The sequence below is a fragment of the Rathayibacter sp. VKM Ac-2804 genome, from assembly GCF_009866655.1.
Lineage (GTDB): Bacteria > Actinomycetota > Actinomycetes > Actinomycetales > Microbacteriaceae > Rathayibacter.
The window spans coordinates 867,913-887,355 of record NZ_CP047420.1; the positions used below are offsets into that span (position 1 = coordinate 867,913).

Here is a 19,443-nt window from a genome sequence, read left to right on the forward strand (position 1 = left end):
CCGCATGTGCGGACGCTTCGCGATGGATTCCGAGACCGACGCCCTGATCGCGGAGTTCGTGGCGGCGGGCGGCCGGGCGGCCGACTGGGCGCCCGACTTCAGCGTCGCCCCGACCGACGCGGCGCCGATCGTGCGCGAGCACCGGCACGAGGAGTCGCTGGAGCGCGAGATCGAGCTGGCCTCCTGGGGCTTCCGGCCCTCCTGGGCGAAGGGGAAGGGGCCGTCGCCGATCAACGCGCGGCTCGAGACGGTCGCCTCGAACGGCCTGTTCCGCGGGGCCTTCGCCAAGCAGCGCGCGATCGTGCCGATGCGCGGCTACTACGAGTGGGAGGCGCGCGCCGACGGCAAGCAGCCGTGGTTCCTGCACGGCGAGGAGCCGATCCTCGCCGCGGCCGGCCTCTACGCGGCGCGCAAGGAGGGCGACGAGTGGCGGGTCTCCTTCACGATCATCACCCGCGAGGCGCGGGACGCCTCCGGCGAGGTGCACGACCGGATGCCCGTCTTCCTCACGCCCGACGTCCGCGACGCCTGGCTGAGCCCGGAGCCGCTCGCCTCCAGCGAGGAGATGCTCGCGACCCTCGACCGAGCCTCGGTCGCCGTCGCGTCGACCATCACCGCGTACCCGGTCGACCGCCGCGTGAACAACGCGCAGACGGTCGACCGCCACGACCCGGGCCTGCTCGACCCGGTCGGATAGGACGTGGTCAGTGACCGCGGAGCGGGCCGTGCTGATCGAGTAGCCCGCGGAGCGGGCGTATCGAGATCCACTCGCGTCAGAAGACGAGTCTGCAGACCGCCCTTCCGGTGACGGCGGGTCTCGATACGCCCCTGCGGGGCTACTCGACCAGCATGACCGGGCTCCGCGCGTCCACTGCGAAGTGCAGAGCGACTACTTCGTTCCGGCGTGGCCCGCCCGCCGGCGGAGCCGGCTGATGGGCGGGGTTCCCGGGGTGGGCCGGATCATTTCGTTCCGGCGTGGCCCGGGAACGGCTTGCCGTTGAGCGAGACCTCGTCGGGGTCGACCTCGACGGTGCCGACGTCGTCCGCGCCGCCGGTGCCGGGGACGGAGATGACCTCGGCCGAGCCGGAGACCTCCGTCCGGCTGGTGGTGGGGTCCTGGTTCTGGCGGACCTCGGTCTCGCGCTCGCTGCCCGGCGACTCCGCGCGGTCCTTCTCGATCGTCTCGCTCTCGTTCGCCGTGGCCGGAGCCGCGCCGTCCGTCGCGCCGATCGTCGATCCCTGGTCGTCCTCGTCCATGTGCCTACCTTTCGTCGGGACCAGCCACGCTACGCGCGGGTTCAGGGGCGGGCACCCGCTTGACAGCCCGCGGGCCCCCGGTCGAGTCCTGCGCCTCGGAAGACGGACGTACTACCCTGGGGAGACGGTCGCACCGGGGGGCGCGGCGTTGCCGCAGCATCCGCCCGAGGAGGAACCGTGTCATCCCACCGAACGGGCGAGAACCGCGTCGTCGGCACGACGATCGGGCGCCGCTACACGATCGAGGAGCTGATCGGCCGGGGCGGGATGGCCACGGTCTACCGGGCGCGCGACGAGATCCTCGGCCGATCGGTGGCGCTGAAGATGTTCGCGCCGGGCATCGACGATGCGCAGGACCTGCAGCGCAAGTCGTCCGAGATCCGGCTGCTCGCGGCCCTCAACCACCCCGCGCTGGTCACCCTCTACGACGCCGACGACGGCGGCGACGACACCGGCGGCCAGGCCTACATGGTGATGGAGCTCGCCGAGGGGCCGAGCCTCGCGGAGCGCCTCGCCACCGGCCCCGTCGCGCCGAACGACGTCGCGTCGATGGCCGCCGACCTCGGCGAGGCCCTGCACACCGTGCACGCGGCCGGAGTGGTGCACCGCGACGTGAAGCCCTCGAACGTGCTGCTCGTGCCGAGCCCGCTGACGAGCCGCGAGTTCCGGCCCAAGCTCGCCGACTTCGGCATCGCCTACCTGATCGACGCCACCCGCATCACCTCGCCGGGCACGCTGATCGGCACCGCCGCCTACCTCAGCCCCGAGCAGGCGCACGGCGACGTGCTGACCTCGGCCAGCGACGTCTACTCCCTCGGACTGGTGCTGCTCGAGTCGCTGACCGGCCGCCGCCCCTTCACCGGGTCGGCGATCGAGGTCACCCTCGCCCGGCTGCTGCGCGACCCCGAGGTGTCGGACTCGCTCGGCGGCGGCTGGTCGGCGCTGCTCAACGCGATGACCCGGCGCGAGCCGGCCGAGCGCCCCACGGCGATCGAGGTGGCGGAGTCGGCGCGTGCGCTGATCGACCCGCGGCGCGACGGCCCGCCGACGGCGATCGTCGTCCCCGACGTGCCGGTCCGGCAGCCGTCCGGACCGCCGCCGACCGAGCGGATGCCCGCCACCGAGCGGTTCGCCCCGACGTCCGCCGCGACCGAGCTGCTCGACGCGACGTCGGTGCTGCCGATGGGCGCGACCGAGCTGCTGCCGGGGGCGGCGCCCGCCACGGCGACGACGACGCGGGTCGCGCCGAGTGCGCCCGTCCTTCCGCCCGCGGCCGCTCGGCGCCGCACCGGGCCGAGCCCGTGGCTGATCGTCGTGGTGCTCGCGCTGGTCGCCGTCGCGATCGGCCTCGTGCTCGTCCTGTTCGACGGTCCGCAGTCGCCGCTGCCCGCCGTCGACGGGGAGCTCGGCGAGCACCTGCGTCAGCTGCGCGAGAGCATCCGCTCGTGAGGGGCGTGAGGCGTGCGGGCCTGAGGCTGCGGGCCGGGGGAGCGGTGCTCGCCGCGGTGCTCGTGCTGTCGGGCTGCTCCGCCGCGGACCCGTCGATCGACGACGGCACCGCGCAGGCCCTCGACGACGCGGTCGTCGCCGTCGCCGAGAAGGCGTCGGCCGACGACTGGGCCGCAGCGCTGACCGAGCTGGACGCGCTCCAGGCGACGCTCGACGCGGCGATCGCCGGCGGGACCGTGCAGGAAGACCGTGCGACCGCGATCCGGACCCAGGCCGACATCGTGCGCGCCGACCTCGCCGCGCTGATGGCGGCCGTCCCCGCGCCCGAGGAGTCGACCGGGCCCGAGCCGGAGGAGACCGCTCCCGTCGAGGAGGAGCCGCCGGCCGAGGAGACCCCGGAGGAGGAGACGCCGGCCCCGGTGGAGACCCCCGAGGAGGAGCCGTCGCCGACTCCCGAGGAGACCGAGCCGACGGAGCCCGTCGAGCCGACCGAGCCGCCCGAGGAGGAGTCGCCCGCGCCCGCCGCGACGACGCCGGCCACCGGCGCTCCGGCGGTGCAGGCGCCCGCCTCGCCGGCACCGGTCGAGGAGCCGGTCGAGGGACCGGGGAACTCCGGTGGCAACGGCGGGGGGAACGGGAACGGCAACGGGAGGAGCCCGGAGAGCGGCCAGAACCCGGGCGACGGGAACGGGCCGGGGCAGGGCTGAGCCCCCCCCGCTCGCGGGGGCTACTCCTCCGTGCGGACGACCGCGTAGGACGCGTCGAGGTCGACGTCCACGTCCGTGCCGTCGGCGCGGGTGATCTCGACGTCGAAGGCGTGATCGGCGTCGTCGCTGCGCTCGGCCTCGGTGACCGTGCCGCCGCCGACCGCGGCGATCGCGGCCTCGCTCGCGCGGGTCAGCTCCTCGCCGACGAGGTCGTCGGGGTCGACGGCGCCGGTGACGCCGGTGGTGCTGTCCTCGGTGGTGCCGGTCGTGCCGTCGTCCGTGCTGCCGTTCGTGCCGTCGGCGCCGCGCACCGCGTCGTCGTCGGGGTCGACGATGAGCACGCCGAAGGAGTCGTCCAGCCGCACGTCGTACTCGAGGCCGTCGTCGCCGCGCAGCTCGAGATCGTAGCCCGGCGTGCCGTCGTCGTCGCGCTCGGCCGAGGTCACGGTCCCGCCGCCGATCTCGGCGATCGCGACCTCGCTCGCGCGGTCGAGGTCGGTGCCGGTCAGCGCGTCCGAGCGCTCGAAGCCGTCGGTCGCGGCGAAGGCGATGCCCGTGCCGACTCCGACGAGCACGATCGCGCCCACGACTCCGACGATGATCCCGGTCTTCTTCTGCATGATCCGCTCCGTCTCCGGCGCCGCTCGTCGACGCCGCAGCCACTGTCCCGCGGCGCCGCTGAAGCCAGCCTGAAGCGGCCCCCTGCAGCTCCGGTCAGTGCAGCGGCACCCGGAGCGTCACTCGCGCGCCGCCCCACGGCGACTCCTCGATCGCGACGCTCCCGCCGTGCGCCGCCGCGATCTCGGCCACGATCGCGAGCCCGAGCCCCGAGCCGCCGGCGTCGCGGGCGCGCCCCTCGTCCAGCCGGACGAAGCGCTCGATCACCCGCTCGCGGTCGGCCGACGGGATCCCCGGTCCGTCGTCGTCGACGACGAGCACCGCGGTCGGGCCCTCGCCGCGGGTCGCGATCGCCAGCCGCGAGGCGCGGTGCCGGACCGCGTTGTCGACGAGGTTCCGCAGCGCGCGCCCGAGCAGGGCCTCGTCGGCCACCGCCTGCACCGGCGAGACGCCCGAGGCGTCCACGGCGATCCCGGAGTCGCGCAGCCGCCGCACCTCGCGCAGCGCCAGGTCGTCGAGGTCGACCGGGACCGCGAGCACGGCCAGCCGCGCCTCGTCCGCGCGCGCCAGCAGCAGCAGGCCCTCGATCAGGCCGCCCATCCGCACCGACTCCTCGGCGACCGTCGTTGCCAGCCGCGCCGCGTCGAGCCGGTCGGGATGCGCGAGGGCGACCTCCGCGCTCTGGCGCAAAGCCGCGACCGGCGAGCGCAGCTCGTGCGAGGCGTCCGAGACGAACCGGCGCTGCCGCTCCTGGCCGTCCTCGAGCCGCCCGAGCATCCGGTTGAGGGTCTGCGCGAGCCGGTCGATCTCGTCGCCGGAGCCAGGCTCCGCGATCCGGCGGTCGAGCGCCGCCGCGGTGACCGCGTCCGCCTCAGCGCGCATCCGGTCCACCGGCCGCAGCGCGCGGCCGACGACGATCCAGCAGACGGCGGCGACGAAGGCGACCAGCAGCGGGACGGCCACCGCGAGCAGGCCCGCGGTCGTCGCGAGCGCCTCCGCCCGGCCCTCGTCGGGGACGCCCACGACGACGAGCGAGCCGTCGTCGAGCTCCTTTGTCGCGACGACCAGCGGATCCTCGTCCGCCGGCGTCGTCGTGAACGGCTCGTCGCGCTCCTCGGTCGCCAGCGCCGGCAGATCGTCCGCGTCCTCGCCCGCGGCGACCACGCGCCCGTCGACGATCAGCTGCACGACGCCCTCCGAAGCCCGCACCGCGTCGGCGCCGCCGCGCTCCACGAGGGTCGCGATCCGCTCCGCCTCGGTCTCGGCCGCCGTCGCGGAGCTGCCCGCGAGCACGGAGGAGAGCACCAGCAGGAAGCCGGCCGTGCCGAGCACCGCCGCGAGGGCGACCACGGCGGTCGCCGCGAGCGTGATCCGGGAGCGCAGGGAGCGCCGACGCCGCGTCACGGCAGCACCGAGTAGCCCGCGCCGCGCTGGGTGCGGATCGTCTCGCGGCCGAACGGCCGGTCGATCTTGTTGCGGAGCGTCCGGATGTAGACCTCGACGATGTTCGGATCGCCGTCGAAGTCGAAGTCCCAGACGGCGCCGAGGATGTCGCGCTTGGGGACGACGTCGCCCGCGCGCGAGACGAGGTACTCCAGCACGCTGAACTCGCGCGCCGTCAGCGGGATCGCGACCCCGCCGCGCTCCACCCGGCGCGCGGCCGGGTCGAGCACGAGGTCGCCGACGGTGAGCACGGTCGGCCGTTCGGCGGCGCCGCGGCGGATCAGCGCCCGCAGCCGCGCGACCAGCACCGGGAAGGAGAACGGCTTCGTGAGGTAGTCGTCCGCGCCGGTGTCGAGCGCCTCGACCTGGTCGAGGTCGCCGTCCTTCGCCGTGAGCATCAGGATCGGCGTCCAGTCCTCGGCCGCGCGCAGGCGCTCGCAGACCCGGAAGCCGCTGATGTCGGGCAGCATCAGGTCGAGCACGATCGCCGCGTACTCCGCCTCCTGCGCGAGCCAGAGCGCGTCGGTGCCGGTCGTGGCGGTGTCGACGGCGAAGCCCTCGCCCTCCAGGCCCGCCTCGAGCGCACCGAGCAGGTTGATCTCGTCGTCGACGATGAGGATGCGGATGGGAGCCTCCCGGTCTCGGCACGGACGCCCAGGTTAACCCGGCCGTCGCCCGGGTGCGCTAAGACGGGGCGGTGACCTCCGACGCCTCCCTCGCCCGCCGCCTGGGCACCCGCGACGCCGTCGTCATCGGGCTCGGCTCGATGCTCGGCGCCGGGCTCTTCTCCGCCTTCGCCCCCGCCGCCGCGGCGGCCGGCCCGTGGCTGCTGCTCGGCCTGGCGCTCGCCGCGATCGTCGCCTGGGCGAACGCCTCCTCCACGGCGCAGCTGGCCGCGCAGTACCCGCGCTCCGGCGGCGCCTACCTCTACGGCCGGGAGCGGCTCGGCGAGTGGCCCGGCTTCCTGGCCGGCTGGAGCTTCGTCGTCGGCAAGACGGCGAGCTGCGCGGCGATGGCGCTGACCGTCGCCGCCTACGCCGCGCCCGCGGGCTGGGAGCGGCCGGTGGCGGTGGCCGCGGTCGTCGTCCTCGTGGCGGTGAACGTGCTCGGCGTGACCCGGACGGCGCTCGCGACCCGGATCCTGCTCTCGATCGTCCTCGTGGTGCTCGTCCTCGCGATGGCCGCCGCGGCGGCGTCCGGCCCGGCGGCCGCCTCCGCCACCGACCGCCCCTTCGACGCCTACGGCGTGCTGCAGTCGGCCGGGCTGCTGTTCTTCGCCTTCGCCGGCTACGCCCGCCTCGCCACGATGGGGGAGGAGGTGCGCGACCCCGCGCGCACCATCCCGCGGGCGATCCTCGGCGCGCTCGGGCTCGCGGTCCTGATCTACACGGTGGTCGGCGCGGGTCTGCTCGCGGTGCTCGGCCCTGAGCGGCTCGCCGCTTCGACGCAGCCGCTCGTCGACGCGGCCGCCGCCTGGCCCTGGACCGCGGTGCCGATCCGGGTGGGTGCCGCGGCCGCGAGCCTCGGCGCACTGCTCGCGCTGATCGCCGGCATCGGCCGCACGAGCCTGGCGATGGCGCGGAACGGCGATCTGCCGCGGGCGCTCGCCGTGATCGACCCGGTCCGCAGCGTCCCGCGCCGCGCTGAGATCGTCGTCGGCCTGATCGTCGTCGTCCTGGTGCTCGTCGCCGACCTGCGCTCGGCGATCGGCTTCTCCTCGTTCGGCGTGCTGCTCTACTACCTGGTCGCGAACGTCGCGGCGCTGACCCAGGAGGCCCCGCACCGCCGCTGCCCCCGCCCGCTGGCGGTCGTCGGCGTCGCCGGCTGCCTCCTCCTCGTGGCGACCCTCCCTCCCGCCTCGATCGCGGGCGGCGTCGCGGTGCTCGCCGTCGGCGCCGCCTACCGCCTCCTCGCTCAGTCGCGGGTGCGGCGGAGCAGCCAGACGAAGTAGGGCGCGCCGACCAGCGCGATCATCAGGCCCGCGGGCAGCTGCGAGGGCGCGATGAGCGTGCGGCCGAGGGTGTCCGCCACGAGGACGAGCAGTCCGCCGAGCAGCATCGCGACCGGGACGATGCGCCCGTGCCGCGCGCCGACCAGCGTCCGGGCCAGGTGCGGCGCGACCAGTCCGACGAAGCCGACCGTGCCGACGGCGACGACGGCCAGCGAGGCGAGCACGGCGGCCAGCGCGAGAACGCCCAGCCGGGTGCGCTCGGGCCGGACGCCGAGGATGCGCGGGGTGTCCTCGTCGATCGCCAGCAGGTCCAGGCGGCGGCGCAGTCCCAGGAGGATCGGCAGCAGCACGAGGATCCCGATCGCGACCGGGAGGACGTCGGGCAGCGAGCGGCCGTAGGTCGTGCCGGAGAGCCAGGTGAGGATCCGCGGCGTCTGCCACGGGTCGGAGCTCAGCAGCAGGAAGGCGGTCACCGCGGTCAGGGCGTAGCCCATGCCGATGCCGACGAGCACGAAGCGATCCGGTTGCAGGCCGCCGCGCCAGGCGAGCAGGGCGATCACCCCGAAGGTCGCGAGCCCGGCGGCGACCGCCATCGCGATCAGAACGGGGCGCCCGCCGCCGCCGAGACCGGTGGTGACGACGATCACGGCGCCGAGCCCCGCGCCGGCGGTGATGCCCAGCAGTCCCGGCTCGGCCAGCGGATTGCGGACGGTGCCCTGCACCGCGGTGCCCGCGAGCGCGAGCGCCGCGCCGGCGAGCACGGCCGCGGCGATGCGAGGCGCCCGCTCGTCGAGGGCGCGGGCGACGAGGTCCGGTGCCGCGCTCTGCAGCCAGAGGACGACGTCGCCCAGGCGCAGCTGCAGGCTGCCCGCGAGCAGCCCGAGCACGATCGTGCCGGCGAGCAGGACGACGAGCACCGCGAGCACGATCCGGAAGCGCCGGACCGTCCGCAGCGAGGAGCGCACCGCCCGCGCCGTCCGCGCGGAGCCGGCGTCGCGCATCCGCAGGGCGAGCACCACGATGACCACTCCGCCGAGCACCGCGGTCGGGATGCCCGTGGGGATCGCCGTGGCCCCCTCCGGGCTGAGGATCGCGCGCAGCAGCGCGTCGGCGAGCACGATCAGCGCGGCGCCGATCAGCCCCGACGCGGGCACGAGGAAGACGTGCCGACGCAGCGCCGGCACCCGCGCCGTCAGCAGCCGGGTCAGCACCGGGGCGCCGAGCCCCACGAACGCGATCGGCCCGGCCAGGGTGACCGAGGTGCTGGTGAGCAGCACCGCGCAGAGCACGGCCAGCGCCCTGGTCGAGCGGACCGGGACGCCGAGGGTCGCGGCGCCGTCCTCGCCGAGCCCGAGCACGTCGAGGCGGCGCGAGAGCAGCAGGGCCAGCGCGAGGACGACCGCGATCAGCGGGGCGGCGCGCACCGAGGCGTCGATGTTGAGCTGACCCAGTGAGCCGCTGCCCCAGGCGAACAGCCCGGTGGTGTTCTCCCGGAACAGGATCAGCAGCATCGCCGTGCCGGAGTCGAGCGCCATCGCGATCGCCGAGCCCGCCAGGATCAGCCGGGTGCTCGAGGTGCCCGCGGCGCGGCCGCTGAGCGCGAGCACGACGGCCGCTGCCGCGAGCCCGCCGAGGAAGGCGACTCCGCTGGACGCCCAGAGCGGCACGGCCACCGAGAAGGCGGCCACCGCGGTCAGGGCGAAGTAGGCGCCCGCGGTCACCGCGAGCGTGTCCGGCGAGGCGAGGGCGTTGCGCGAGATCGACTGCAGCAGCGCGCCCGCCGCCCCGAGGGCGAGCCCGACGGCGATGCCCGCGGACAGGCGCGGCAGCCGCGAGCCGGCGAAGACGTCGGCGGCCGAGACTCCGCCGACCGACACCTCCTCGCCGAGCAGGGCGCGCAGCAGCCCGTCCGCGCCGATGCCCGAGGTGCCCTGGGTCAGGTGCCAGAGGCCGACGAGCACGACCACGACCGCGAGGGCCGCGAGCACGCCGACGCCGACGAGCGCCGTCCGGACGTCCGCACGGCGCGGGTCGGAACGGCGCTCGTCGGCGGCCGGCGTCGTCGTCACTCGCCGACGATGACGTCCACGAAGGCGTCGATGGCCTGCTCGCCGGACTTCGGTCCGCCGGCGCCCCAGACGCCGGGCGGGAACTCGAAGGCGCGGCCCTGCTGCACCGCGGGGAGCGCGGCCCAGACCGGGCTCTTGGCGAGCTCTGTCACGTAGCTGTCGGGGGTGCCGTCGTTGGAGTAGACCAGGTTCGCCTCGCCGACCGCGGTCAGCCCCTCGATGTCGGTCTGCGCGAGACCGTAGGCGGGGTCGACGCCGCCGCTGCCGTAGGAGTCGTTGATCTCGTCCGTCCAGGCGCCCTCGAGGCCCAGCTCCTCGCCGAGCTCGGTGAACAGCGCGCCCTTCCCGTACGGGCGGATGACGACGTTGCCGCTCTCGATCCAGCCGTCGAAGAAGACGAACTCCGGCGTCGAGAGCGCGGCCTCGGCGACCTCGGTCGTGGCGTCGGCGAGGTGCTGGTCGAACTCCGCCAGCACCGTGTCTGCGCGCTCGGTCCGCCCGGTGGCCTCGCCGAGGAGCGAGAACACCTCCTTCATGTTGTCGATCTGGCCGCTCGCGTCCGCGCCGATGGTCGCGAGCACCGGCACGTCGCGCTCCTCGAGCTGGGCGAGCAGGTCGTCGTCGGCGCTGTAGGCCTCGATCACGATCAGGTCCGGGTCGAGTCCGTAGAGGGTGTCGAGGTCGGGCTCGCCGCGCTCGCCCACGTCGGTGGTGCTCTCGGGCAGGGTCTCGGCGCTGACGTAGGTGGCGTAGTCCTCGGTCGAGGCGGCGCCGACCGGGGCGACGCAGAGCGTCAGCAGGTCCTCGGTCTGCTGCCACTCGAGCACGACGATCCGCTCGGCGGGTGCGTCGAGCTCGACCGTGCGGCCGAGGCTGTCGGTGAGCGAGACGGCGCCGGTGGCGGTCGGCGTGTCGTCGGCGGCGCACTCGGCGGAGTCGACGGTGCCGGCGGCATCGGCGGTCTCGACGGCGGTGGTGCCGCAGCCGGTCAGCAGGAGCACGCCGGCGGCGGCCGCGGCGAGGGCCGTGGGGAGGAGGGGGGCGCGGGTCATTCTTCGGTGTCCTCTCGGGAACGGGCAGGGGTCTGGTGGAGCGGGTCGTGCAGGCGAGGGCCGTGCCGGCTGACGGGGTCGATGCGCAGGTGGCCGGTCCGCTCGTCCACCGCGACCTCGACCCGCAGGCCGTAGGCCGCCTCGATGTGCTCCGCGGTGAGCACGGCGAGGGGATCGCCCTCGGCGAGGATCCGCCCGTCGCTCAGCAGCAGCAGGCGGTCGGCGACGCGCGCCGCGTGGTCGAGGTCGTGCAGGACGACGCCGACGGCGGCGCCGTGCACCTCGGCGAGATCGCGGATCAGATCGAGCGTCTCCACCTGGTAGCGGAGGTCGAGGTGGTTGGTCGGCTCGTCGAGCAGCACCACGCCGGTCTGCTGAGCGAGGCAGGACGCCAGCCAGACCCGCTGCAGCTCGCCGCCGCTGAGCTCGCCGGCCGCCCGCTCGGCCATCGACAGCACGCCGGTGGTGGCCATCGCCCGCTCGACCGCATCGCGGTCCCGCGAGGACGGTCCGGCGAAGGCCCTGCGGTGCGGGTGGCGGCCGAAGGCGACGACCTCGCGGACACTGAGCCCCTGCGGTGCGGTGCGGCTCTGCGCGAAGAGGGTCACCTCGCGGGCGAAGTCACGGCTGCTCAGCGCCGTCGCCGGGCGGTCGCCGTCGAGGACGACGGCTCCGCCGCTCGGGGCGTGCAGCCGCGCCAGCGCGCGCAGCAGCGTCGACTTGCCCGAGCCGTTCGGTCCGACGAGCGCCGTCACCCGGCCCGGCTCGAGCTGCACCGAGACGCCGTCGACGACGGTGCGCCGGCCGAAGCCGAGCACGAGATCGGCGCCGGCGAGGCGCGAGGGCGCACGCGGAGGCTCGGAGGAGGGAGTCATGGGGGAGGCGGAGTCCTGCGTCGGAGGGGGAGCGGGCGGAGGATCCGCTGGAGGAGGAAGCCTACTAAGGGTTGGCTTACCTTCCTCAGGCTAGGTGGCCGCAGGATCGTCCGCAATCGGCTGCCGAGGACACCCGATAGAGCGTTCCGGCCACCGCCGGGGTGCCGGTGGTCAGTTCGCCGCGGCGCGCTGGTCCTGCGCGAAGGCGCCCGGAGTGGTCCCCATCACCCGCTTGAACGCCGCGATGAAGGTGCTCGGGTGCGTGTGCCCCATCAGCTCCGAGACGTCCTGCACCCTGCGCCCCTCCGCGAGCAGCGCGAGCGCGCGGTGCGCTCGGAGCGCCTGGCGCCACTGCAGGAAGGACAGCCCGGTCTGCGCGCGGAGGAGGCGGGAGAGGGTCCGCTCGCCGACGCCGAGGTGCTCCGCCCAGTCGGCGAGCGTCCGCCGGTCGGTCGGGTCGTCGAGGAGCGCCGCGACCAGCGGCGCGAGCCGCTCGCCCTGCGGAACGGTGACGGAGTACTGCTCGCTCGACGGCGCGATCACGTCGAAGACCACCGCCTCCGCCCGCAGCCGCGCCGCAGGCTCCAGGTCGGAGCGGGACAGCCGGGTGAGGAGCGCGGCCAGCACGGGCGTCACCTCGACGAGGACCGGCGTCGTGATCGGCACGGGCGAGCGCTCCGGGTCGAAGAGCGCGTCGCAGAGCGCGGTGCGCGCGGTCGTCCGCCCGGCGTGCTCCGTCCCGGCCGGGATCCAGACGCCGAAGCCGTCGGGCACGGTCAGGATCCGGTGCTCGAGCCGGACCGTCATGGTGCCGCCGCGGACCCAGACCAGCTCATGCAGCTCGTGGCGGTGCGGCGCGAACTCGTGCGGTGCCTCGAGCAGGACGCTGTCGGCCGCGATCGCGAACGGCTCGGCGATGCGCGACGGCGTCCCGGTGTCGGCGACGACGACGGTGCTCGGCTCGCGCCGCCAGGTGCCCCGTGCGCTGTCCTCGTCCATGCCCACGATCTTAGGAAGCGCCCGCGCCGGGGCAGACTGTCCCGGTGACAGCAGCGCCCGACCCGACAGCAGCGCAGGCCTTCCGCGACCGCCTCGTCGAGCACATCGACGCCGTCGGCTTCGGGGCTCACGGGCTGCACGTGCTGATCGGCGACGACGCCGCCGAGCACCGCTGGACGCCCGACGTCCGCGAGGACGTGCACTCCGTCGCCAAGGGCGTCTGCGTGCTGGCCGCGGGGCTGGCCGCCGACGAGGGCCTGATCTCGCTCGACGAGCCCCTGGGGCGGTCTCTGACCGCAGAGGTCTCCGCGGACCTGGGCGAGGGGGTCGCGGAGCTCACGCTCCGCCGACTGCTGAGCATGACCAGCGGCATCGACCTGCCGTGGTCGCCGACCCTGATGACCGACTGGCCCGACCTCGCCGTCGAGTTCCTCCGCCGGCCCTCCCGCGGGCTCGTCTTCCAGTACTCCAACGCCAGCAGCTACACCGCGATGCGGCTCCTGGAGACCCGGGTGGGCGACGTGGGGGACTACGTCGACCGCAGGCTCCTGCAGCCGCTCGGGATCGAGGGCTCGGAGTGGGAGCGCTGCCCGAACGGCCGCATCGTCGCCGGCAGCGGGCTGGCGCTGCGCACCGGGGAGACCGCCCGGATCGGCCGGCTGATCCGCGATCGCGGGCTCTGGCGCGGCGAGCGGCTCCTCGCCCCGGAGTGGAGCGACGCGCTGCACTCCGAGTGGGTCCCCGCCGGCACCGGCCCGGGCTACCAGCGCTACGCCCTCGCCGGCTGGGACGGGCCCGGCCCGTGCTGGCGCCTGCACGGCGCCTACGGTCAGCTGCTGGTGTTCGCCGGCGACGCGGTGGTGACGATCAGCGCCGACGACCATCCGGGCGCCGACGCGATCGCCGCGTTCATCGCGGCGGAGCGGGCGGCCGTCCAGCACTGACGGCCGGCCCGCACCCGCGGACTACTCGTCGCGGTCGGTGTACTCGCCCTCGCCGGTGGAGTCGGGGCCCGAGCCCTCCGTGTCGACGTAGCTGCCCTTCTCGGTGCTCGACTCCTGGTGCGAGGAGGTGTCGACGTAGCTGCCCTCCTCCTCGCCGTCGGTGTGCGAGACGCCGTCGGTCTCGGTGTACTCGCCCTCGTCCGAGGTGTCGGTGCTGTGTCCGTCCGTGCCGGCGCCGTCCGCGGCTCCGTCCGCGAGGTGGCGCCCGCGACGGGTCGTCTCCTCGGTCGTGCCGCCGCTCTCGGTGGTCGTGGTGGTCTCGAACTCGTCGTCGTGTGCCATGGCGGGGCTCCTCGCCTCATCGCGTCGGGTGGATGCAGTCGACGATCCTGCACGGCGTCCGCCGGTGCAAGGTGTCGCGGCTGCACATCCGCGCACCTTGACACTCTGCGCTCTTGGATGCTCTGCGCTCTTCGAGGCTCGAGGCGCATCGATGCTCCGGGCGCGGAGCGCAACTCCTGTCGCGATGTCCTCGGTGCCGCCTAGCCTCCGAGCATGACTGCACGGACTGCACGGACCCGCTGGAGCGTCATCGGGCAGCTCGGCCCCCTCTTCGACGACGGCGGCCCGATGCTGCTCGTCGAGGCCCGCTCGGCCTTCGGACGGCGGCCGATGCACCGCGCGAAGGCGCAGCTGCTGCTCTCGGCGCTGCGCCACCGCGGCCGCGAGCTCGGCGACCGGGCCGAGTACGTCCGCGCCGAGACCTTCGCCGAGGGCCTCGCCGGCCGCGACGGCCTCGAGGTGATCGACCCGCCGACCCGGGGCGGCCGTCGCCTCGCCCGCAGGCTGGGCATGAGCATCCTGCCCAGCCGCGGCTTCGTCACGGAGGAGGAGGACTTCCGCGAGTGGGCGCTCGCGAAGGCCGGCAAGCGGCTCCTGCTCGAGGACTTCTACCGCTGGAGCCGCGAGCGCACCGGCGTCCTGATGCGCGGCGACCAGCCGGAGGGCGGCCGCTGGAACTACGACCACGACAACCGCAACCCGCCGCCCAAGGGTGCCTCGCGCCTCGGCCTGCCCGATCCGTGGTGGCCGGAGGAGGACGACATCGACGAGGAGGTGCGCGCCGATCTCGCCCGCTGGGAGCGAGAGGGAGCGATCCGGCTCGTCGGCGAGGACGGCCCGCGCCGGTTCGCGGCGACCCCCGCGGAGGCGGAGGCGGCGCTCGCCGACTTCGTCTCGTCGCGCCTGGGCGACTTCGGCACCTACGAGGACGCGATGCTCTCGGGCGACTGGACGATGGCGCACTCGCTGCTGAGCGCACCGCTCAACCTCGGCCTGCTCGACCCGCGTGCCGTGATCGACGCCGCCGCGGCCGAGCACGCCTCGGGCGGCGCCCCGCTCGCGAGCGTCGAGGGCTTCGTCCGGCAGATCCTCGGCTGGCGCGACTACGTCTGGCACCTGTACTGGCATCTCGGGCCGGACTACCGCACGCGCAGCAAGGCCCTCGGCGCCTCGGCCCCGCTCCCGCAGCAGCTGCTCGACCTCGATCCGGCCGGCATCGAGGCGAACTGCCTGCACGAGACCCTCGACGACGTGCGCCGGCACGGCTGGGCGCACCACATCCAGCGGCTGATGGTGCTCGGCAACTGGGGACTGCAGCGCGGCTGGGACCCGGCCGAGCTGAACGACTGGTTCGTCGACGTCTTCGTCGACGGCACGGAGTGGGTGATGCCCGCGAACGTGATCGGCATGTCGCAGCACGCGGACGGCGGTGTCGTCGCGACCAAGCCGTACTCCTCCGGCGGGGCGTACATCAACAAGATGTCGGACTACTGCGGCGGCTGCCGCTTCAACCCGAAGGTGCGCCTGGGCGAGAACGCCTGCCCGGTCACCGCCGGCTACTGGGCCTTCCTCGACCGCACCGAGCCCGTCCTCCGCAGCAACCACCGGATGGCGCAGCCCCTCGCGGGCCTGCGGGCCCTGTCCGACCGCGCCGCCGTCGTCGACCAGGAGCGCCGCCGCGAGAGCTACTGACCCGCGGCCGATCGAGCGGAGGGGGACGCCTTGGCGCCGGCGCAGGGCGGGAAGAGGCCGACGTCCATGCGGTGGTGGGTCTCGATACGCCCCTGCGGGGCTACTCGACCAGCATGTGTGCGGGCGTCTCTTCCCAGGAGATCCACCGTCTGCCGGGGTGGGGTCTCGATACGCCCTGCGGGCTGCTCGACCAGCATGGGGCGGTGCATGCCGACGCGCGCTGCACGCGCTGCACGCGCTGCATGCTGATCGAGTAGCCCGCGGAGCGGGCGTATCGAGATCCACCACCGTCAGAACGGCACGGGAGCATCGTCGAACCGAGGCCCCGGCGGCGGGTCCGGCGGCCGGCCGGGTAGAGGTGGTGGTCGGTTGCTGATCCGTCGGCCGGTCGGGCTCGTCCACTCGAGCGTGCCGTGGTCGTCGACCCGCTTGTAGCTCCACTGCTCTCCGTGCCGGACGTGGTGGTGGGACGTGCAGAGGCTGACGAGGTTCTCGAGGGAGGTCTCGCCGCCGTTGCGCCACTCGAGACTGTGGTCGGCCTCGGCCGTCGATGCGGTGCGTGTGCAGCCGGGGAACCGGCAGGTCTGGTCCCGGAGCTGGAGGTGGAGGCGCATCTGCGGTGGTGGCACGCGCCAGGTGCGGCCGACGGAGGTGACGGCGCCGGTGTCCGGATCGGTGAGCACCCGCGTGAAGGAGGCTCCCGTTCGGATGAGCTCGCGGGCGACGTCCGCGGGAACCGGTCCGTAGCCGTCGAGGTCCGCAGGAGCGTCGTCGAGGCCGACGGCCGTGGACGCGGCGAGGGTGAGGCGGACCTCCGCACGGACGCCGGGGACGAAGGTCGGGTCGGGCCGGTGTTCGGAGTTCGGTGTCGTGCCGGCGATGTCCCCGTCGCAGAGCAGATCGACGGCGGCATCGGCGCTGAGTTGTTGCAGGGTTCGCGGGTCGCCCTCGTCGCGGAGGGTGCGGGAGATGCGGCGCAGTCGGTTGTAGGCGCCGAAGACGGCGGGCGCGGGAGCGTAGACGCACAGCGTGGCCATCCCGTCGACGTCGGGCGTGACCCAGACGGCGCGGTCCTCCCGGGCGCGCGCGTGGCGCTCGACGCGGGGCTGCTCGTGCAGCTCCTCGCGCCAGCGGCTGAGGGCGCGGCGCAGCTGGGTCGTCGTCATCGTGAGGGCGGCGTCCGCGGCGCGCTCGTCGAGTGCGGAGCGGGAGGTCTCGGGGAGGCTGCTCGCGGTCTTGCAGATCGACTCGCCGACCTCCCAGAGAATTCGACTGTCGCGGAGCAGCGCCCGGGTGAGCGGAAGGTGCTCCATCAGCATCCGCGCGGTCTCGAGGCGGCGGGAGACCTCCCGCTCGGACACGCCGAGCGTCACCGCGAGCTCGGCGCGGATGGAGCGCTCGATGAGGTCGCGGGTCTCGCTCCGGGAGGCGCCGCGGGCGAATGATTCCGGGACGGTGAGAGCGATGCGGTAGCCGCGGTGCATGCGTTCCGCCGCCCTCAGGCGCGTCGGGGACGCGGCGCGCTCGGCGGCCGCGGCGTCGTCGAAGCAGTCGCGCACCTCCGCGAGTGCTGCCGCATTCTCGTCTTCTGACATACGCGTATTGAAGCAGGGGCCACCGACACCGGGGTCGGAACCCTGGGCTGATCGGGGACAACCCCGTTGCATCGCGAGTGTGGAGGAGGCTCGCTCCCGGATGTCTCGACGATGGTGGGTCTCGATACGCCGCCGGTGACGGCTACTCGACCAGCATGGGGGCCGCCCTGCGCGCTGCTCGACCAGCAGGGACTGCCCTGCGCGCTGCTCGACCGGCATGGGTCCCCTCTCGTGCTGGTCGAGTAGCGCGCGCAGCGCGCGTATCGAGACCCCCCTCGGGTCAGAAGGACGAATCGGCAGACCAGCCTTGCTGATGACGGTGGGTCTCGATGCGCCCCTGCGCCGCCCCGCCTACGCCCCGCCTACGCCGCGCGGTACACCGACACCGTCACCGCGACGGTCACCGCAGTCGTCCCCTCGCGCCCCGCCAGCAGCGCGTCGACCGCCGCCGCATCGACGTGGTGGGCGCTCGGCCCCATCAGCACCTCGGCCCGCAGCTCGCCGGGCGTCATCGCGACCGCGTAGTCGAGCTCGTGCCGCGCCACCCGCTCGAAGCCCTGCAGCTGCTCGTCGAGCCGCTCGGCCTTGCCCGCGTCGATCCCGAGCATCCCGAACACCGGCCGGATCTCGCCCAGGTGCCGCTCGCGGGGCGTCACCACCACCGCCACGCCGCCCGGGCGCAGCACCCGCAGCATCTCCGGGGCGTTCCGCGGCGCGAAGACGGTCAGCAGGGCGTCCGCGTAGGCGTCCGCGAGCGGCAGCGGCTGCCAGAGGTCCGCCGTCGCGACCGCGGCCCGCGGGTGCGCGCGCGGGCGGCCCGCCGCGCGCGCGGCCGCGGACAGGTCCAGCCCCAGCCCGCTCGCCTCCGGCCGCGCGTCGAGGACCGCGGCGAGGTACGCGCCCGTCCCGCAGCCGAGATCGACGACCAGTCGCGCCGCCTCGGGCACGGCCCCCGCGACCGCGTCCTGGATCGGCCGGTAGTGCCCGGAGCCCAGCAGCTCCTCGCGCGCCTGCACCATCGCGGCGGTGTCGCCGGAGGTCGCGTGCCGGCCGCGGAGCAGCGAGACGTAGCCCTGCCGCGCCAGATCCGCGCTGTGCCCGAGCGGGCAGCGCAGCAGGGTCGGCCGCGGCAGCGCGTCCGGCGCCAGCCCCGCGCCGCAGACCGGGCAGGCGAGCGCGGGCAGGACCGCCGACCCGGGGACGCCCGCCGGGTCGAAGGGGTGCCGGGTCACGCGGAGCGCCCCGGATCGAGCGGAACGCGCACGACCTGCTCCGGATCGTGCCGCATCGCCGTGATCGCCGAGTTCAGCGTCGCGATCACCGGCACCGCGAACAGCGCGCCGGCCAGCCCCGCCACCTCGAGCCCGGTCGCGACGCCCAGCACGACGGCGAGCGGGTGCACCTTCACCGCCGAGCCGAGGATCAGCGGCTGGAGCACGTGCCCCTCGAGCAGGTGCACGACGACGACCACGCCGATCATCACGAGCGCGGCCACCGGTCCGCTGAACAGCAGCGCGACGACCGCGGCGAGCGCCCCCGTCACGATCGCGCCGAGGAACGGCACGAACGAGCCCAGGAACACCACGATCGCGATCGGCACGACCAGCGGCAGCTGCAGGGCGAGCGCGCCGATGCCGATGCCGATCGCGTTGATGCCCGCGACGCCGAGCTGCGCCCGGACGAACTGGCTGAGCGTCCACCAGCCGGCCGCGGCTCCCGTGTCGAGCGGCAGTCGCGCGGCGCGCGGCATCAGCCGGAGGAACCAGGCCCAGATCCGCCGGCCGTCCAGCAGCAGGAAGATCAGCGAGAACAGGGTGAGCAGCGTGCCGGCGAACACCTCGGCGACCTGGGAGCCGACGGCGAGCGCTCCGGAGGCGATCGTCGACGCCTGGGTGTCGGCCCAGTCGATCGCCGACTGCGCCCAGTCGCCGAGCTGCACTTCGCTGAAGCCGAGCGGCGGGCCCTGCAGCCACGCCTCCACGTCGTCGACCGCGTCGAGCGCCCGCTGCCCGACGCCGCCGAAGCCGGCCCGGGACTGCACGACGACGAGCCCGATCAGGCCGACCAGCGCGAGCAGGAGCGCGAGGATCGAGACCAGCACCGCGAGCGGGCGCGGCAGGCGCCAGCGCTCGAGCCGGTCGCGGAGCGGGGTGAGCAGCGCCGTGACCAGGAGCGCGATCAGCACCGGCACCACCACGACCGGCACCAGTGCGACCAGCTTCACGACCAGCCAGAGCAGGGCGGCGACCGCCAGCACCCGCCAGCCCCAGGCGGCGGCGATCCGCAGGCCGGGGGAGACGTCGTGACGGTCGTCGGCCGAGGGGCCGGGGGGAGTCTCCGCCGGAGGGGTCGGCGCTGCGACGCGTCCCCCGTCGCGCGGCCGGCGTGCTCGCATGTCCCCTCCGATTTCCCTCGCAGTGTACGACCGTGCCGGACGACCTGGCCGGGAG

18 protein-coding genes are annotated in these 19,443 nt (G+C 74.7%); 6 read left to right on the forward strand and 12 right to left on the reverse strand.

All coding sequences use genetic code 11. The features are described from left to right. Positions 1-4: 4 nt before the first annotated feature. On the forward strand, positions 5-697 hold the full coding sequence (locus tag GTU73_RS04000) for an SOS response-associated peptidase (protein ID WP_160087199.1): 693 nt from the start codon (positions 5-7) through the stop codon (positions 695-697). A 263-nt stretch (positions 698-960) separates the two neighbouring features. On the opposite strand, the gene GTU73_RS04005 is transcribed toward GTU73_RS04000, so the two are convergent. Then, positions 961-1,257: a hypothetical protein gene (locus GTU73_RS04005; RefSeq protein ID WP_160087201.1), complete on the reverse strand. Its 297-nt coding sequence runs from the start codon at positions 1,255-1,257 to the stop codon at positions 961-963. Between the two features lie 177 nt (positions 1,258-1,434). Here GTU73_RS04005 and GTU73_RS04010 point away from each other — a divergent pair, with 177 nt between their 5' ends. Both GTU73_RS04010 and GTU73_RS04015 read left to right on the forward strand, forming a co-directional pair. Then, complete coding sequence (locus tag GTU73_RS04010) at positions 1,435-2,706, forward strand: serine/threonine-protein kinase (RefSeq protein ID WP_160087203.1); 1,272 nt, start codon at positions 1,435-1,437, stop codon at positions 2,704-2,706. Beyond that, entirely contained in the window at positions 2,703-3,413 is a 711-nt protein-coding gene (locus GTU73_RS04015; protein WP_160087205.1) for a hypothetical protein, read from the forward strand. Before GTU73_RS04010 ends, GTU73_RS04015 begins: the two co-directional genes overlap by 4 nt. Before the next feature lie 20 nt (positions 3,414-3,433). On the opposite strand, the gene GTU73_RS04020 is transcribed toward GTU73_RS04015, so the two are convergent. The 3 genes from GTU73_RS04020 to GTU73_RS04030 all read right to left on the reverse strand — a co-directional run bounded on the left by GTU73_RS04020 (position 3,434) and on the right by GTU73_RS04030 (position 6,100). After that, on the reverse strand, positions 3,434-4,033 hold the full coding sequence (locus tag GTU73_RS04020) for a PepSY domain-containing protein (protein ID WP_160087207.1): 600 nt from the start codon (positions 4,031-4,033) through the stop codon (positions 3,434-3,436). A gap of 94 nt (positions 4,034-4,127) precedes the next feature. After that, positions 4,128-5,435, reverse strand: coding sequence for an ATP-binding protein (locus GTU73_RS04025; RefSeq protein ID WP_160087209.1), 1,308 nt, complete (start codon positions 5,433-5,435; stop codon positions 4,128-4,130). After that, a complete protein-coding gene (locus GTU73_RS04030) occupies positions 5,432-6,100 on the reverse strand; it encodes a response regulator transcription factor (protein ID WP_160091208.1) in 669 nt (222 codons plus the stop codon). The genes GTU73_RS04025 and GTU73_RS04030 overlap by 4 nt, the downstream gene beginning before the upstream one ends. A gap of 71 nt (positions 6,101-6,171) precedes the next feature. Between GTU73_RS04030 and GTU73_RS04035 the strand changes: the two genes are divergently transcribed. Then, complete coding sequence (locus GTU73_RS04035) at positions 6,172-7,425, forward strand: APC family permease (RefSeq protein WP_160087211.1); 1,254 nt, start codon at positions 6,172-6,174, stop codon at positions 7,423-7,425. On the opposite strand, the gene GTU73_RS04040 is transcribed toward GTU73_RS04035, so the two are convergent. The 4 genes from GTU73_RS04040 to GTU73_RS04055 all read right to left on the reverse strand — a co-directional run bounded on the left by GTU73_RS04040 (position 7,389) and on the right by GTU73_RS04055 (position 12,420). Beyond that, complete coding sequence (locus tag GTU73_RS04040; protein ID WP_160087213.1) at positions 7,389-9,494, reverse strand: iron ABC transporter permease; 2,106 nt, start codon at positions 9,492-9,494, stop codon at positions 7,389-7,391. The genes GTU73_RS04035 and GTU73_RS04040 overlap by 37 nt on opposite strands. Then, on the reverse strand, positions 9,491-10,546 hold the full coding sequence (locus GTU73_RS04045) for an ABC transporter substrate-binding protein (protein WP_160087215.1): 1,056 nt from the start codon (positions 10,544-10,546) through the stop codon (positions 9,491-9,493). Before GTU73_RS04045 ends, GTU73_RS04040 begins: the two co-directional genes overlap by 4 nt. After that, positions 10,543-11,421, reverse strand: a complete 879-nt coding sequence (locus tag GTU73_RS04050; protein ID WP_160087217.1) for an ABC transporter ATP-binding protein — start codon at positions 11,419-11,421, stop codon at positions 10,543-10,545. The genes GTU73_RS04045 and GTU73_RS04050 overlap by 4 nt, the downstream gene beginning before the upstream one ends. A gap of 171 nt (positions 11,422-11,592) precedes the next feature. Further along, positions 11,593-12,420, reverse strand: a complete 828-nt coding sequence (locus GTU73_RS04055) for a helix-turn-helix transcriptional regulator (protein WP_160087219.1) — start codon at positions 12,418-12,420, stop codon at positions 11,593-11,595. Between the two features lie 44 nt (positions 12,421-12,464). Between GTU73_RS04055 and GTU73_RS04060 the strand changes: the two genes are divergently transcribed. After that, the gene (locus GTU73_RS04060) at positions 12,465-13,364 is read left to right on the forward strand and encodes a serine hydrolase (RefSeq protein WP_160087221.1); all 900 of its coding nucleotides are present in this window, start codon (positions 12,465-12,467) and stop codon (positions 13,362-13,364) included. Between the two features lie 21 nt (positions 13,365-13,385). Here GTU73_RS04060 and GTU73_RS04065 read toward each other — a convergent pair whose 3' ends face one another. Then, positions 13,386-13,706 (reverse strand): hypothetical protein, encoded by a 321-nt coding sequence (locus GTU73_RS04065; RefSeq protein WP_160087223.1) that lies wholly within the window; start codon positions 13,704-13,706, stop codon positions 13,386-13,388. A gap of 213 nt (positions 13,707-13,919) precedes the next feature. On the opposite strand from GTU73_RS04065, the gene GTU73_RS04070 reads away from it, so the two are divergent. Beyond that, positions 13,920-15,398: a cryptochrome/photolyase family protein gene (locus GTU73_RS04070; protein WP_160087225.1), complete on the forward strand. Its 1,479-nt coding sequence runs from the start codon at positions 13,920-13,922 to the stop codon at positions 15,396-15,398. 290 nt (positions 15,399-15,688) lie between these two features. On the opposite strand, the gene GTU73_RS04075 is transcribed toward GTU73_RS04070, so the two are convergent. The 3 genes from GTU73_RS04075 to GTU73_RS04085 form a co-directional block, all read right to left on the reverse strand. Further along, entirely contained in the window at positions 15,689-16,993 is a 1,305-nt protein-coding gene (locus GTU73_RS04075) for an HNH endonuclease signature motif containing protein (RefSeq protein ID WP_160087227.1), read from the reverse strand. Positions 16,994-17,355: 362 nt separating this feature from the next. Then, complete coding sequence (locus GTU73_RS04080) at positions 17,356-18,225, reverse strand: methyltransferase domain-containing protein (protein ID WP_160087229.1); 870 nt, start codon at positions 18,223-18,225, stop codon at positions 17,356-17,358. Then, positions 18,222-19,388, reverse strand: coding sequence for an AI-2E family transporter (locus tag GTU73_RS04085; protein WP_160087231.1), 1,167 nt, complete (start codon positions 19,386-19,388; stop codon positions 18,222-18,224). The genes GTU73_RS04080 and GTU73_RS04085 overlap by 4 nt, the downstream gene beginning before the upstream one ends. Positions 19,389-19,443: the final 55 nt, after the last annotated feature.